The sequence below is a fragment of the Stenotrophomonas indicatrix genome (assembly GCA_041545745.1).
Lineage (GTDB): Bacteria > Pseudomonadota > Gammaproteobacteria > Xanthomonadales > Xanthomonadaceae > Stenotrophomonas > Stenotrophomonas indicatrix_A.
Genome location: CP168152.1, coordinates 2,352,767 through 2,366,656, shown reverse-complemented (window position 1 = coordinate 2,366,656; position 13,890 = coordinate 2,352,767). Strand labels below are relative to the sequence as shown.

Here is a 13,890-nt window from a genome sequence, read left to right as displayed (position 1 = left end):
AAAGCGCTTGAATCGAAATCCAGATCCATGCATATCCTTGCGTGGACAAGAACGCGCTCCTTCAGGGCAGCATCAGCTCTCAGCGCCCGACTTGATTCAGATACAGCCGTGCACCGTCTGATTCGCGTCGCCCCGACCAGCGCCCGCCACCGCTCTGGCGAAAGCGGCCGATCACCTTGTTGTCGGTATCGGTAGTCAGCAGTTGGTTGCCCGACAGCAGCCAGCGGTTGGCCGCGAAGAACTCGTCCGGGCAACCGGCCGGCACCCACGCGCCATAGCCACCGAACCACGGGCTGTTCTTCAGTTCGATGGTGCAGCTGTTGCCGTTTTCCTGGCCCAGCGTCCAGTTGCCGAACAGATCGCTTTCATTGACCGGATCGCCGCGGTGGCGTTCGTGGCCCCAGTCGTCGCTGCGGTCTTCATGGAAACCGATATCGATCTCCGCGCCCTTGCGCTCACTGCGCGACTCGGAATGCGAGCTGCCGGTGCTACTCGACCGGGTCGTCATCGATCCGAGATTGCCGAATGCCGAGTCGCCCGTGTTCTTTCCGGCGCTGTCATCGTTGCTCGAGCCCGACGTCGACCGGGTGGTTTCCGTTGTCTGCGAAGTGCTGGAGGACTGGGTGCTGCTGGATTGCTGGCCGAGCCCGATGGAAGCATCCTGGGCCAGTGTGGTCGCCGGTGCGGCAAGGCTGCAGAGGGCCAGCAGGCCGAGGTAGGGGAACACGGTCGCCATCGTTGAATCCTCGTTGGGGACAACGGAAACAGCGGAGTGTGTGGGCGGGAGCATAGGCCCGGCGGGGCAGGGCGGATGTGATGAAGGCCGTCCATGGGCCTACGCCAGCGCGGGTCAATCCGAGTGCACCCTCGCCGGTTGGACCGCCGCCTGCATGCGGCAGCCCGAGGTAGCGTCGCCCCGCTGCGACGCCACCCGCCCGGAGCGCCCGCTAGTGTGGAGCCACCAGGATCGCCGCATCCAGCACCGGGAACGATTGCGGCGCCTGGCCCGACGAGGCGACCAGGCGGATCTCCAGCGTCGTCGAACCGCCGCCGGCAGCATCCGCGCGCAGCGCCCCCAGCGTCTGTGGCAATGGCACGGCGAACGTCGTTGGATGATCGTGCCCCATGGCCGCCATGCTCGGCCCGAAGAATGAGACCGTGCCGGCGTAGTACGGACTGTCCGCGCTGACCGAGGTGACGTCGGCCGGTGCATTGATCAGCACGTCGAACTCGCGCGTGTTGTGCAGTCCATGGGGGCGCTCGAGGGTCACCTCCGCAATCAGCATGCGCGGGCCGGTGGCCGCCAGATGCGCACGAACCGCTTCGTTCGGCACGGCTACACGCACGGCGCCGTCGGTCCGCTTGCCGCGCACCAGCCGCGCGGCCTTCGCGGCGTTCGGAGCCGTTGCGGCCTGCTCTGCGGCACGGACACCGCGGCCATAGACGTAGTCATAGTCGAACGCGGTGGTGGAGAAGAATTCCGCGGCCGGGCGCGTGCCGACGTAGCGGCCCTGGCCATTGACGAAGAAGCGGAACGGTTCGTCCATGAACTGCCGGCGTTCGGCAGCGTCGGTCGGCATGATCGGGCGGCCGAAGGCCTGCTGCCTGCGTGTCCACACATCCCACAGGCGATCCATGTTGGCGTGGTGCAGGTAGAAGATCGGATCCAGCGGCGACAGGAAGTTGGTCATGTTGCCGTAGGGGCCGGGATCGACGGCGCCGACACCGCCAATGCAGTTGTGCACCTTGTTGTGCGGGAAGCCTTCCAGCACCGAGAACTTGGTGGCCCCATCGGGCTGCAGCACGTGCGAGGTGGTGCGCGAGCTGGTGAAGCTGCGGCTGATGTCAGGGTTGTTGAACTCCACCGGTGACAGGCCGGCACGGATGGTGTCGGCGGACACGGCGGAGGCCGTCTTCGGGTCGAAGCCCGGGTGCTCGCGCCAGAGATAACGGGCGCCACAGGTAACCGCGTACGCCGCATTGCCGGAAATGCCGGTCTGTTCCTTGGCGTTGTAGCCGGTGACGTCGTTCCAGACGTCTTCGGCGCTGTTGTAACCACGCAGCGACAGCTGCTGCCGCTGCCCACTGTCCAGGGTGTTCCAGTGGCGCTGCAACGCAGGCTTCATGAACTGGGTGAACACCGCCAGGTTGCGGGTGTAGGGCGTATAGGCCTTGTCGGTCGGGGTCAACAGGCCGTCGAACATCGCAACCGGAATCTGCGGAAGTTCGGTCCAGTCCCAGTACGGCATGGCGAACTGGCGATCGCCGCTGAGCTCGCGGATGGTCTGTTCGAAGTAGCCTACGTAGCCGCGATGCCAGACATAGAACCACCAGTTGCCGTGCGGGCAATCCATCAGGTGCACGAACGCATTGCGGAACCAGTTGCGCGGGTCGTCAGCCGGCAGCGCCAGCATTGCCTGGATGCCGCGCGCATAACTGGCCAGCATGCGCTGGCCTTCCGGGCTGGTGACGTTGTAACGGTGGAAGCGCGCCACTGCGGTACCGTCGGTCGCGCTTTGGGCACTGGCCAGCGCACTGGGTGCGAACAGCGATGCCAATGAGGCGGTGGCAGTGGTTGCTAGGAAATCACGGCGTGTATAACGCATAGCGTCCTCCCTGGTGATTGGTTCAACCGCGTCGGGTTACGAATCACTGCAAGGGCCCGCGGCTGCTGCCACGGGCCGGACGGGGACATCCAGCCCCGCCGCCCGGATCGACGGGCGCGAACGCGCCGCCGGACCAGGGCGGCAGCAGTATAGGCACGGCATTGCGCCCGGATCTGGGCAGTCCGCCACAGTCATGGCCGGCCCTGGCCGGCCGGGTCGACTATTCCGGGCCGGTCTTCACCCGCGCCACACGCTTTCGGTACTCATACACGTTGTCACCGCGGATCCGCTTTTCCTGCGTCCCGCTGATGCTGTCCACGCGACGATCCGAGCCGGTCACCGGCTGCGCCTCGACAGCGGTTTCGTGTTCGAACGAATGCGATTTGTCGGTATTGCGGTAGAACCGGTACAGCGCCCAGTACAGCGCGGTCGCGCCGGCCGGGCCTGCAGCCAACAACCAAAGACCACTGTCATCACTCATGTGCTGGCCACCAGGAAGGCAATTGCGAGGGCTTCGATGATCGTGCCGGCGGTCAGCGCCGCCAGCAGCATCTTCCACTGCTGCACCGGCACGCTGCCCATGGTTTCACCGGTCCGGCCGTTCACCGCGATGTAGTGCAGCATGCCGCCATTCTTGCCGGGCTGGTGGTACGAATACAGCCACACCGGCAGGTACATGGCCACCCAGCGGGTGCCGTGCACTTCCAGTTGTTCCTGTTCCCAGCGCACGCCACGGTCGTAACGGCGCACCGTGCCTTCCACCTGCGCGCGGGCGATCGACAGCAGCTGGTCTTCCAGTCGCGGCCGCAGCTTTTCGACGTCCAGGTTGCGCTTTTCCGAGGTGAAGCCCGCCAGGTAGGAGGCGTTCCACTTCACTGCGTTCTTGGTGTCGAACGGCAGAATCGTATTGATGATGTTGTTGGTGTTGGCGCGCGTGTCGAGGTTGCCGCGCTCTGCCGACGATTCCAGCGGCAGGTCGTCCACGGTGAAATCGACCTGGCGTTCCACCTGGTAGATGTCCGCGTCGTAGTAGGTCTGCTTGTTCTTTTCGCTGCCACGGGTGTATTCGCGCGTCTTGATCTCGCCCTTGCCGGCCACGGCCGCACTGACATTGCCGTCGACGATCATGTAGGGCAGGTACACACCCACCACGTTTTCCGGGGTGAACTGCTCCTTGAACGCCTTGAGCGCGAACATCCGGCGCTTGTCCACGAACTGGCGGATGCGCGCGACCGCATCCTCCTTCTTGATGTGGAACGGCAGCACGGCGTCAGGCACGGCGCCGTTGGCGATCTGTTCGTTGACGCCGAACACGTGCCGGCACCAGTGGCAGCGCGCCGTCATCGTGCTTTCGGTGTTGACCGTGACTTCGGCGCCGCAGCCGGTGCACTTGAAGGTCATCAGTGCCGAGGTGTCGGCATCGATATCGCGCGCGCCTGATGCGATGACGGTGCCACGCAGCTGGTCGATGGCTTCGCCCAGGCCGAATTCTTCTTCCACCCGTGCGCCATGCCATTCGTGACGGCAGTACAGGCAGACCAGGATATCGGTGCCCAGCTTGGGCCGGATATCGGTAGCGCCGCACTTCGGGCAACGGTTGAGGCCGTCCTTCAGTTCGTCAGCGGAGGTGTCGATGGCGACCGGGTCGGGCGCCTCGATCTCGTTGCGGATGGCCTCAGGCAGCGTCGAGGTATCGAGCGGGAAGCTGCCGGGCAGGGGAGGGACGTCCTGCGGCGAACCCGGCCCGTCCAGCACCGCCGCCGGCAGGGGCGGCGGTGCTGAAGCGGATTGGGGCAGCGGCGGAGGCGTGTTTCTGGGATCGGACATGGTGGTTGCGCGTCCTGCGTCTTCTTACAGTCCCAGCGCCTTGGCCTTCAGCGCGTCGTAGTCGGTCTGGGTGATCAGGCCCAGATCCAGCATTTCCTTGGCCTTCTTCAGCTTGGCCACCGGGTCGTCGGCAGCCGGAGCGACCGGGGTCGCTGGCTGCTGCAGATTGCCCGCGCCGAACATGCCCGACGCCATGCCCACGCCGACAAGGCCGGCGGCACCGCCGTTCTCGCCTGCGGACTGGATGCCCTGGGCAACGCTGGCCTGCAGGTTGGAATTGCCGCGCGAGCCGGACAGGGCATCGGCGCGCTGCACGGTCTTCAGCAGTTCACGGGTGTTGGCGTCGTACTCGATCGAGACAATGGCAGTCTTGACGATGGCCAGGCCACGATCGGACTTCCACTGGTAGCCCTGTTCGACGGCGGCCGACAGGCTCTGCGCGAAGCCCAGCGAGTCCTGCTGCAGCTTGGTGATGCGGTTGCCCTTGCTTGGATCGTTGGTGTACAGGCTGAATGCCGGCGCCAGCGATCCCACCACTTCATTGAACAGCTGGCTGGCAGCAGCGTTGTCCAGGTCGGTGAAGTCGAACACCTGGCCCGGCTGCAGGTAGCTGGCCGGAACGAAGTTCTTCACGAACAGGATCGGGTCGACGATCTTCAGCGTGTACGAGCCACGGGTGACCGCGCCAACCTGGGTGTTGAGGAAGCCGTCGTCCCAGTAGATTTCCGACTGGGTGCCGAAGCGGTTGTCCGGCAGTTCCTTCAGCGAAACGAAGAAGGCAGCCTGCTGCGAGCCCGGCTGGCCGCCGAACTTGAAGCGCTCCCAGCTCTGCTTGATGAAGGTGCTGACCAGGCCGTCGCCGGCGAAGATCGACTGCGAGTTCAGATCGTCCGAGCGCCACTCGTAGCCACCCGGCTCGGCGACGAAGGCGGTGATCGCGCCATCCTGGAACAGCAGCAGGCCATAACCTTCCGGCACGACGATCTTCGAGCCGTTGCTGATGATGTTGGACGAGCCGCTGGTGTTCGAGCCGCGCCCGGCATTGGTGCCCTGCGGCACCGCTGCGAACAGGGCTGCCGTGGACGGCAGGCCGGTCGGCACGGTGTAGAAGTCTTTCCATTGGTCAGCCAGCACGCCGCCGACTGCACCCTTCACCGCTTGTACCAGACCCATGACCCACTCCCTGTAGTTGCCGGACAGGCACCACGCCTGTCGTGCTCGGCTGACTATAGAGGAGGCAGGCTACGCGCGGCTAGCGGCCGGGCGAGCCCCCATTCATCTCGTTGTGGGGCCTTGGCCCGCCGGACGCCCCAGCCGCAACCCGTAGCACGTGCAGGCGTCTCATCGTACCGATTGCGGCACCCGGCGCAGCTTGCCGGTGTCGTACCCCATTGCCTTGATTCGGGCCACCGCCTGCTGATACTCGGCCTCGCTCACCTGCGGCGTACGCGCCATGTACCACACGTAGTCGCGCTTGCTGCGGGCTACGATGGTCTGGGTGTAGCCCTCATCCAGCCAGGCAATGAGGTACTCGGCCTGGATGGGCCAGATGAACTGCATGCCCCAGACCGCACCATTGCCATGTTTCTCCACCCGACCTACCGGGTGCATCGACTTCTGTGGCGACTGGAAGCTGCCCTTGCGGTAAGTGAAGGTGGTCTTGATGCGCCCATCGGCCTGCAGCGCATAGCATTCCACGGCATCGAAGGCCTCGCGCTCGGGCCGCGAAGGAATATGGGCAATGACGTACCAGTCGCCCATGAAGCGCGGCACGTCCACCTTCGGTGGCAGCGGGATGGGGCGGGTGTCGTGGCTGCTGCAGCCTGCGCCGAACAGGGCCACGGCCAGCAGCGTGAACAGTGGGGCGATACGCATGGTGGCGGTCTCCTTCAGCGCGGGCGGAACAGATAGTGGGCGACCAGCCATTGCTGACCATCGTCGTAGCCGAACAGCTCGGCGCAGGCCATCCAGAACATGCGCCAGCGCTGCCACCAGATGCGTGCGGCGGCTTCATCGCCATAGGTCTGCGCCAGGATCGACAGCAGCTGCTCGCGGGCCTCATCCTGGTTGGCCAGCCAATGGTTTGCGGTGCGCTGGTAGTGGGTGCCATCCAGCAGCCAGCGCTGGTCCAGCACCAGCTCGCGCTGGAAGTGCAGCAGCGTGTCCGCGGCCGGCATCAAGCCACCGGTGAAGAAGTGCCGGCCCATCCAGTTGTCGTCGCCCTCGGTCTCGAACGGATACATCAGCGTGCGATGCGCGAAGATATGCACGAACAGCGCGCCATCCGGCTTCAACCAGCGGGCGATGCGACCCAGCAGGCGGTCGTAGTTGCGGACGTGTTCGAACATCTCCACCGATACGCAGCGGTCGAATGCCGCTGCAGGCAGCTCCAGCTGGTTGACGTCGCGGGTCAGCACCTCGACGTTGCCGAACCCGCGCGCCTCGCACTGCGCCAGGATATGGTCGCGCTGGCTATGCGAGTTGGACACGGCGGTGATGCGCGCGTTCGGGTAGCGTTCTGCCATCCACAGCGTCAGCGAGCCCCAGCCGCAGCCCAGTTCCAGGATGTGCTGGCCGTCGGCCAACCCGGCGCGCTGTCCGTACAGCTCCAGCATCGCATCCTCGGCCTGGTCCAGCGTCTCGCTGCCGGTGCGGTAATAGCAGCTGCTGTACTTCAGGCGATGCCCCAGGCAGCCCTGGAAGAAGGCGGCGGGAACCTCATAGTGTTGGCGGTTGGCCGCATCCACATGCAGGGCCAGCGGGCTGCTGGTCAGTTCGGCGATGCGGCGGCTGAAGCGCTGCGACTGCTCCTCCATGCTGCCGGCCGACTCTTCGGCCAGGCGTTGTGCGCACAGGCGACGGATGCCCGCGCGCAGGGCTGCATCAGGCAGCCAGCCACGCTCGGCCCAGCCGGTGAGTCCGCCCTCGGTATCGGCAACCGGAGCAAGGGACGGGGTGCTGTTCATCGCAATCACTCCTTGGGGCTGCGCGGAAACCAGGGGAAGAACATCGAGGTGCTGCGCTGGTAGTCGCGATAGTCGTCACCGCGACTGCGCAGCGCCTGTTTCTCGGTGAAGGGAACACCACTGAGGTAGCGCAGGAACACGTACATCAGCACTGGCCCGGTCCAGGCCAGCCACCACAGCGGCGACCCCGCTGCGAGCACTACATAGGTGAACCAGTGCAGCCACTCGAAGAAGTAGTTGGGGTGGCGCGTATACCGCCACAGCCCTTCGCGGCAGGTGCGGCCCTTGTTGGCCGGGTCGGCACGGAAACGAGCCAGCTGGCGGTCGGCGAGTGCTTCGCCACCTACACTGAGCAGCCACACCACGACCGCCGCTGCGATCCATGCAGACATGTCGCTGCGCGGGTTGCTGGCCACGGCCACGAACGGCAGCGCAAACATCACCACCAGCGCGGCCTGTGCCATGAAGAAGCCGAAGATCTTTCCTTGGTGCCCGTGCCAATGCTCGCGCAGGTAACGGTAGCGGCCGTCTTCCGCTTCGCTGCGCACGCGGCGCCACAGGTGCAGGGCAAGTCGACCTCCCCACAGGCCACCCAGCGCCGCCGCCGCGATGCGGGGCTGCAGCGCACCATCACCCAGCCATGCCAGCAGCAGTGCGCCTGCCGCCACACCCTTTGCCCACAGCACGTCGACGATGCCGATGTTCTGGTGCATGCGCTGCCATGCCCAGCCCCAGGCCATGATCAGCACGGCGTACAGCAGTACCCACCACAAGCTGCTCATCAAGTTGCTCCGATCAATGGGGTGTCCTGCTTGCCGGGCGTTCCGCGACGGGCCACCGCGCACAGCAGCGACAGCGCCACGCACCAGCCCAGCGCCAGTGTCGCCACGCCCTGCCAGGCCGGGGCAGTGAAGTTCACCGCCTGGAATCCGCGCGCCGCAGACAGATACGCCAGCGGCGCCAGCAGGCCGAGGGCCACCGGCAGCAACCAGTGCCGCTGCAGGAACGCCATCGATGCAGTCAGCGTCATCGCAAAAGCAGCCCACAGGGCGAAAATCCACGGAGGCGGCACCCAACCCAGAGGCGCAGCGGCGTAGTGCACGCCACCGCTGGCGGCCGCGCTGCCATCGACCAGCCAAGCACAGGCCAGCGCGAGCAGCAGCAAGCGCAGATCCAGACGGGGCCGCGATGAGGTGAGCAGCTGGCTGCCGATGTACACAGTGGCTGACAGCACCGCCGGCCATTGCCAGCCTCGGCCGGCGCCGGCAACGGCGCACAGCCATACCAGCTGGTTGCCGATTACGTTGACCCAGGTGCGGCGCATGTCAGCCGGTCCGCTCGCCATGGGCATCCGCTACGGGGCGGTAGCCAGGGCGTGCCAGCAGCAGATGGGAAACGCCGATGGAGCGCTCCAGGAAGCCACCTTCGCAGTAGGCCAGGTAGAACTCCCACAGCCTGCAGAAGCGCTCATCGAATCCTTGCGCGCGTACCGCCGGCAACTGCGCCAGGAAGCGCTGCCGCCAGGCGCGCAGGGTCAATGCATAGGAGTGGCCGAAGTCCTGCTGGGCGATCAGCTGCAGGTCACTGGCCCGGGTCTTGGCGGCCAGGATGGCATTGATCGAGGGAATGAAGCTGCCCGGAAACACGAAGCGCTTGATGTAGTCCACGCTGCGCCGCGCCTGTTCGTAGCGGTGGTCCTCGATGGTGATGGCCTGCAGCAGCGCCACCCCATCAGGCTTCAACAGCCGCTGCAGGGTGGCCATGTAGGTGTCCAGGTATTCGGCACCGATGGCCTCGATCATCTCGATGGACACCAGTTTGTCGAACCGTCCCTGCAGATCGCGATAGTCCTGCATCAGCAACGTCACCCGATCCTGCAGGCCCGCATCGGCCACCCGCTGTGCGGCCAAGGCATGCTGTTCGGCGGAGATGGTGGTGGTGGTGACATGGCAGCCGTAGTGCTGCGCGGCGTGCACGGCGAAGCCACCCCAGCCGGTGCCTATCTCGACCACGCGATCACCCGGCTGCAGTCGCAGCTGCTGGCAGATGCGGTCCAGCTTGCGTCGCGATGCGCTCTCCAGCGAGTCAGCGGCATCGGCGAACAGCGCCGAGGAGTACATCAGGTCCGGCGACAGGAACAGGGCGAAGAAATCATTGCCCAGGTCATAGTGGGCGGCGATGTTGCGACGGCTGCCTTCGCGGCTGTTGCGCCGCAGCCGGTTCCAGCCGCGCAGCAACCAGCCACCGATGCGCGCCGGCCCGCGTTCCATGCCATCCAGCAGGTCGCGGTTGCGTACCAGCAGCTGCACCAGCGCCACCAGGTCGTCGCAGCGCCAATCACCGTTGATGTAGCTCTCGCCGGCGCCAACGCTGCCGTTCGCCGCCACCTTGCGGTAGAACCCCGGGTCATCGATGGTCACGGTGACCTGAAGGTCGCTTCCTGCGTTGCCCAGCTGCACCTCGCCAAACGCATCACGCACGCACAGACGCCCGTTGTGCAGCGGCGCAAGCTGGGCCAGAAGGCGTCGGCGCAGGAACGCGTCCACGGTGCCGGGCTGGGGCAGGGTGGCCGAGGGGGTCATTTCGTTCATCGCGGTTTCTCGGCTAGGGAAGGATGGTCGTGCACTGGGTTGCGCTTGAGCCAGAGGCGCAATGCCTGCCAGTGGATGGCGGTGACCACCTGCGCGCTCATCAGCGGGTAGCAGGCCAATACCCGGGCAAGCCCACGGCTATCGATGGGCCGCCGCTGCATGCTCTGTGTGGCATCGAACTGGCGCTGGCCGTTGCGCCATACCTGCATGTGCACGCGCAGGTCGTCCGCGGGCGCGGTGAAGCGCCAGTCATACGCGCAATCCATGGGCATGAAGGGTGAAACGTGGAAGGTCTTGTCGAACTGCCAGCGCAGGGCGCGGCCCTGCCGTATCGCAGTTTCGACCGGAAGCACGTAGGCGTGTCGCTCCTTCCAGGGCGTATTGGTGATCTCGGCGACGATGCAGTCCAGGGTCTCCCGGTCAGCTTGGTAGCAGTAGTAGAAGCTGACCGGGTTGAACACGTGGCCACCGAAGCGCAGGTGGGTCAGCAGCCGCACCGGGCCGTCGGGGCGCCGCCCGAGCACCGTCGCGGCATGATCACGCACGGCGTCGGCCAGGGAGGTCGCGGGATCACCGAAGTAGTCGCTGCGGCGGAACTCTGCCAGGTTGCGGCGCCCGACCGACCACAGCCAGCGTCCGGCAAATACCTGGTCCAGCTCGTCCAGATCCAGCAGCAGCTGCGCGATCGGGTAGCGGAACGCGTGGGCATGCGGGTGGTGGCGACGATGCTCGACGTGGCCGAAGTAGATGGCGCTGGCGCTCACGCGGGCACCTCCGCTTGCTGCGCGCTGTGGCTGCGGAATGAGCGTGCCTGCAGCGCGTCGACCACGCGGCGGGCACTGCGGATGCCGTCCTCGTGGAAACCCCAGCCCCAGTACGCACCCGCGAACCAGGTATGGCGATGTCCCTGCACCTCGCCCCAGCGCTGTTGTGCCTGTACCGCAACATGGTCATGTATCGGATGTGCGTACTTCAGGCGGCGCAGCACCTTGGCCGGATCGATCGCCTCGCTGCGGTTTAGGGTCACCACCAACGGAGTGTCGCCGGGCAGGCCTTGCAGCAGGTTCATGCAGTAGCTGACCGTGCAGGGCGCGGAAGGATCGCGCGGCACATGCGCATTCCAGGCCGCCCAGGCCTTGCGGTTGGCAGGCAGCAGCGAGGCATCGGTGTGCAGCACGGCCTCGTTGGGCTGGTAGCGGATGGCACCCAGCACCGCCTGCTCAACCGGATCCGCGTCTGGCAGCAGGGCCAGGGCCTGGTCGCTGTGGCAGGCCAGGATCACTTCATCGAAGCCTTCAACGCCGGTCGCGGTGTGCACGCGCGCGCCCCAGGGCATGCGCTCGACCGCGTGCACTGGGCATTCCAGCCGCTCGTGTACCCGCCAGCGCGCACGAAGGGCATCCACATAGCGGGCCGAACCGCCCTTGACCACGCGCCAGGACGCACGCCCGGTCATCTGCAGCATCTGGTGGTTGGCCATGAACTGCACCAGGTAGCGCGCTGGGAAGTCCAGCACCTGTGCGGTCGGTGATGACCACAGTGCCGAGGCCATCGGCAGCAGATGCTCCTGCACGAACGCCTCGCCATAGTGCTGGCTGTGCAGGTATTGGCCCAGCGTAGGCCCCTTCTCCTCGCCGAGCAGCAGGGGGGCGTCACGATAGAAGCGCCGCAGGTCGGCCAGCATCCCCCAGAAGCGCGGTGAGAGCAGATTGCGGCGCTGACAGAAAAGTCCATCCAGCGACGTGGCGTTGTATTCCACGCCGCTGCGCTCGCTGTGCATCGAAAAACTCATCGTGGTCGGCTGCGAGGCCACGCCAAGTTCATCGAACAGGGCCGACAACAGCGGGTAGTGGTGCGGATTGAAGACGATGAACCCACTGTCGACCGCCATCCTGCGTCCGTCCACCGTCACGTCGTGGGTGTGGGTGTGGCCGCCCAGGTAGTCGTTGGCCTCGAACAGGGTGACGTCATGCTCGCCGTCCAGCCACCATGCGCTGGCCAGGCCGGCGATGCCGGAACCGATGATTGCGATGCGCATGTCAGTGCCTCGCCTTGGCCAGCACCCAGGCCGGGATCGGCTTGAGCCCCTTCACCAGGCCCAGCGCGGCCATGACGCGCAGGCCATACCAGCTGATGTCGATCTCCCACCAGTGGAAGCCCTGGCGCGCGGTGCCGGGGAAGAAATGATGGTTGTTGTGCCAGCCCTCGCCGAAGGTCAGCAGGGCAAGCCACAGGTTGTTGCGGCTGTCATCGCGGGTCTCGAAGCGGCGCCGGCCGAAGCGGTGCGCCAGCGAATTGATGGTGACCGTGGCATGGAACAGCACGACGGTGGAGATGAAGAAGCCCCACACCAATAGCTGCGGGCCGGAGGTATGCAAGGCCGGGGCCACGCGCTCGAGTACCGCACCGAGGCCGTACAGCGCAGCGGCCAGCAACACGGGCACCACGGTGTCGAACCGGTCCAGCCAGCGCAGCTCGGGGTACCGGGCCAGATCGGGAATGCGCTGCAGCTCGGTGGCAAAGGCACTGCGGGTCAGAAACCACCCCATGTGACTGCGCCAGAATCCACCCTGGCGCGGGGAGTGTGGGTCCTGCGGTTGATCCGCGTGGCGGTGGTGATGGCGGTGGTGGGCTGCCCACCAGAGGGGGCCACGCTGCACGCTGGCAGCACCGATGACCGCGAACACGAACTGCACGGTGCGCGATGCCTCGAAGGTGCGGTGAGAGAAGTAGCGGTGATAGAACGCAGTGATGGCGAACATCCTGATCGCGTACAGGAACACGGCGACTGCAACCGCCGTCCAGGACACGCCTACCCAGATCACCCCGAGGCAGGCCACATGCAACAGCGCGAAGGGCAGGGCGCGCAGCCAGTCGATGCGGTCACCCTGACCGCCGTCCGCCGCCGCTTCGCCTCCGGCATCGGTATCGAACCAGCGCTTGAAGGTGCGCAACAGGCGCGAACGTCTGCGGAGTGGAGGCGCTGCGGATGCCATGGACGGGAGCCCGAGGAAGTCGATTGCCTACCTCTACGTGTAGCAGTGCAGGTTGGATGCAGTGGATCGCATCCGTCTGTGTTTTCACTTGGTTGTAACAACGCAGCTCGATACCAGCGGTCGTTGCAGTTCATCGCGCCAGCGTTGCTCCGGTTGTTCCGTTGCGGGTGCCGAGAAGCGCACGGTCACCTGCGGATAATCGCCGCGCGCATCGCGCAGATTGCTGGTGCCGCGGAACTCCAGCAGACGGCGATCGGCGTCGGCGTAGACCAGCGAAAGACGCGGCGCCACCGCCCCGAACCAGGTATCAAGGCGGACCTCCATCGCATGGGCGGCAAGCCCTTGCCAGCGCACCGGGCCGCGGAACTGCACCTGCACGGGATAGAAGCGCTGCCGCCCGGGCACCAGAAAGGGCAGGCTGACCGGCGTACCACCCAACAGCGTCTGCCAGTGGGCCCGCACGGCGGCATCGAAACCGGCATCGATCACGGCATCCGCGGGTAGAGGCAGCTGCTTCGTTCGTGAAGGCGCGGACGTGTCTTCCTTCCAGTCGACCTGCACCCCGTCGCGGCCGACCACCACGCGGGCCGCTTGACCATTGCGGGCGTCCTGCAGCACATAGCCCCGCGCCTGGGCCCGCACGGCGGCGGGCATCTGCTTGCGGGCGAAAGGCTGCCCAGCAGGGCACAGGTATTCCACCCAGCGCTCGCTGCCATCACCGGCCCCGCGCCGCCAATGCACCTCGCGGTAGGCGGTGGTTCCATTGGGCAGGGTGGCAACGCCTTCCGAACGCAACAGCGGCGCGGCGCCGGCAGCGCAGGGGGTGAGAAGCAGCAACCAGACAAGGCGCATCGGGGCGATCCATGGGGGATTGCCCTGCTGTACGTACGTCGGTGCAGGCTGG

14 protein-coding genes are annotated in these 13,890 nt (G+C 66.0%); all 14 read right to left on the bottom strand.

What is annotated here, in order from left to right:
* Positions 1-79 precede the first annotated feature (79 nt).
* Positions 80-736, bottom strand: coding sequence for an AprI/Inh family metalloprotease inhibitor (locus ACEF39_RS10910; protein WP_500285025.1), 657 nt, complete (start codon positions 734-736; stop codon positions 80-82).
* A gap of 211 nt (positions 737-947) precedes the next feature.
* Positions 948-2,606 carry a tyrosinase family protein gene (locus ACEF39_RS10905; RefSeq protein WP_500285024.1) on the bottom strand — a complete coding sequence of 553 codons (1,659 nt, stop codon included), beginning with the start codon at positions 2,604-2,606 and terminating at the stop codon, positions 948-950.
* Between the two features lie 220 nt (positions 2,607-2,826).
* Positions 2,827-3,087, bottom strand: coding sequence for a hypothetical protein (locus ACEF39_RS10900; RefSeq protein WP_089235750.1), 261 nt, complete (start codon positions 3,085-3,087; stop codon positions 2,827-2,829).
* Positions 3,084-4,433 (bottom strand): TFIIB-type zinc ribbon-containing protein, encoded by a 1,350-nt coding sequence (locus ACEF39_RS10895; protein WP_500285023.1) that lies wholly within the window; start codon positions 4,431-4,433, stop codon positions 3,084-3,086. The genes ACEF39_RS10900 and ACEF39_RS10895 overlap by 4 nt, the downstream gene beginning before the upstream one ends.
* A gap of 24 nt (positions 4,434-4,457) precedes the next feature.
* On the bottom strand, positions 4,458-5,606 hold the full coding sequence (locus ACEF39_RS10890) for an SPFH domain-containing protein (protein WP_500285022.1): 1,149 nt from the start codon (positions 5,604-5,606) through the stop codon (positions 4,458-4,460).
* Between the two features lie 168 nt (positions 5,607-5,774).
* Positions 5,775-6,308, bottom strand: coding sequence for a lipocalin family protein (locus tag ACEF39_RS10885; protein ID WP_500285021.1), 534 nt, complete (start codon positions 6,306-6,308; stop codon positions 5,775-5,777).
* 14 nt (positions 6,309-6,322) lie between these two features.
* Positions 6,323-7,399, bottom strand: a complete 1,077-nt coding sequence (locus tag ACEF39_RS10880; protein WP_500285020.1) for an SAM-dependent methyltransferase — start codon at positions 7,397-7,399, stop codon at positions 6,323-6,325.
* Positions 7,400-7,404: 5 nt separating this feature from the next.
* Complete coding sequence (locus tag ACEF39_RS10875) at positions 7,405-8,181, bottom strand: DUF1295 domain-containing protein (protein ID WP_500285019.1); 777 nt, start codon at positions 8,179-8,181, stop codon at positions 7,405-7,407.
* On the bottom strand, positions 8,181-8,723 hold the full coding sequence (locus tag ACEF39_RS10870) for a DUF2878 domain-containing protein (RefSeq protein WP_500285018.1): 543 nt from the start codon (positions 8,721-8,723) through the stop codon (positions 8,181-8,183). The genes ACEF39_RS10875 and ACEF39_RS10870 overlap by 1 nt, the downstream gene beginning before the upstream one ends.
* A gap of 1 nt (position 8,724) precedes the next feature.
* Positions 8,725-9,990, bottom strand: a complete 1,266-nt coding sequence (locus ACEF39_RS10865) for a class I SAM-dependent methyltransferase (protein WP_500285017.1) — start codon at positions 9,988-9,990, stop codon at positions 8,725-8,727.
* Positions 9,987-10,754: a DUF1365 domain-containing protein gene (locus ACEF39_RS10860; protein WP_500285016.1), complete on the bottom strand. Its 768-nt coding sequence runs from the start codon at positions 10,752-10,754 to the stop codon at positions 9,987-9,989. The genes ACEF39_RS10865 and ACEF39_RS10860 overlap by 4 nt, the downstream gene beginning before the upstream one ends.
* Positions 10,751-12,028 (bottom strand): NAD(P)/FAD-dependent oxidoreductase, encoded by a 1,278-nt coding sequence (locus ACEF39_RS10855; RefSeq protein WP_500285015.1) that lies wholly within the window; start codon positions 12,026-12,028, stop codon positions 10,751-10,753. Before ACEF39_RS10855 ends, ACEF39_RS10860 begins: the two co-directional genes overlap by 4 nt.
* Before the next feature lies 1 nt (position 12,029).
* Positions 12,030-12,986 carry an acyl-CoA desaturase gene (locus tag ACEF39_RS10850; RefSeq protein WP_500285014.1) on the bottom strand — a complete coding sequence of 319 codons (957 nt, stop codon included), beginning with the start codon at positions 12,984-12,986 and terminating at the stop codon, positions 12,030-12,032.
* 84 nt (positions 12,987-13,070) lie between these two features.
* Positions 13,071-13,838 carry a hypothetical protein gene (locus ACEF39_RS10845; RefSeq protein ID WP_500285013.1) on the bottom strand — a complete coding sequence of 256 codons (768 nt, stop codon included), beginning with the start codon at positions 13,836-13,838 and terminating at the stop codon, positions 13,071-13,073.
* Positions 13,839-13,890: the final 52 nt, after the last annotated feature.

Excerpts from the sequence above, each read along its gene's own strand:
- ACEF39_RS10875 (WP_500285019.1), bottom strand. The coding sequence starts at position 8,181 with ATGAGCAGCTTGTGGTGGGTACTGCTGTACGCCGTGCTGATCATGGCC.
- ACEF39_RS10865 (WP_500285017.1), bottom strand. The coding sequence starts at position 9,990 with ATGAACGAAATGACCCCCTCGGCCACCCTGCCCCAGCCCGGCACCGTG.
- ACEF39_RS10910 (WP_500285025.1), bottom strand. The coding sequence starts at position 736 with ATGGCGACCGTGTTCCCCTACCTCGGCCTGCTGGCCCTCTGCAGCCTT.
- ACEF39_RS10850 (WP_500285014.1), bottom strand. The coding sequence starts at position 12,986 with ATGGCATCCGCAGCGCCTCCACTCCGCAGACGTTCGCGCCTGTTGCGC.
- ACEF39_RS10880 (WP_500285020.1), bottom strand. The coding sequence starts at position 7,399 with ATGAACAGCACCCCGTCCCTTGCTCCGGTTGCCGATACCGAGGGCGGA.
- ACEF39_RS10885 (WP_500285021.1), bottom strand. The coding sequence starts at position 6,308 with ATGCGTATCGCCCCACTGTTCACGCTGCTGGCCGTGGCCCTGTTCGGC.
- ACEF39_RS10905 (WP_500285024.1), bottom strand. The coding sequence starts at position 2,606 with ATGCGTTATACACGCCGTGATTTCCTAGCAACCACTGCCACCGCCTCA.
- ACEF39_RS10855 (WP_500285015.1), bottom strand. The coding sequence starts at position 12,028 with ATGCGCATCGCAATCATCGGTTCCGGCATCGCCGGCCTGGCCAGCGCA.
- ACEF39_RS10895 (WP_500285023.1), bottom strand. The coding sequence starts at position 4,433 with ATGTCCGATCCCAGAAACACGCCTCCGCCGCTGCCCCAATCCGCTTCA.
- ACEF39_RS10890 (WP_500285022.1), bottom strand. The coding sequence starts at position 5,606 with ATGGGTCTGGTACAAGCGGTGAAGGGTGCAGTCGGCGGCGTGCTGGCT.
- ACEF39_RS10845 (WP_500285013.1), bottom strand. The coding sequence starts at position 13,838 with ATGCGCCTTGTCTGGTTGCTGCTTCTCACCCCCTGCGCTGCCGGCGCC.
- ACEF39_RS10900 (WP_089235750.1), bottom strand. The coding sequence starts at position 3,087 with ATGAGTGATGACAGTGGTCTTTGGTTGTTGGCTGCAGGCCCGGCCGGC.
- ACEF39_RS10870 (WP_500285018.1), bottom strand. The coding sequence starts at position 8,723 with ATGCGCCGCACCTGGGTCAACGTAATCGGCAACCAGCTGGTATGGCTG.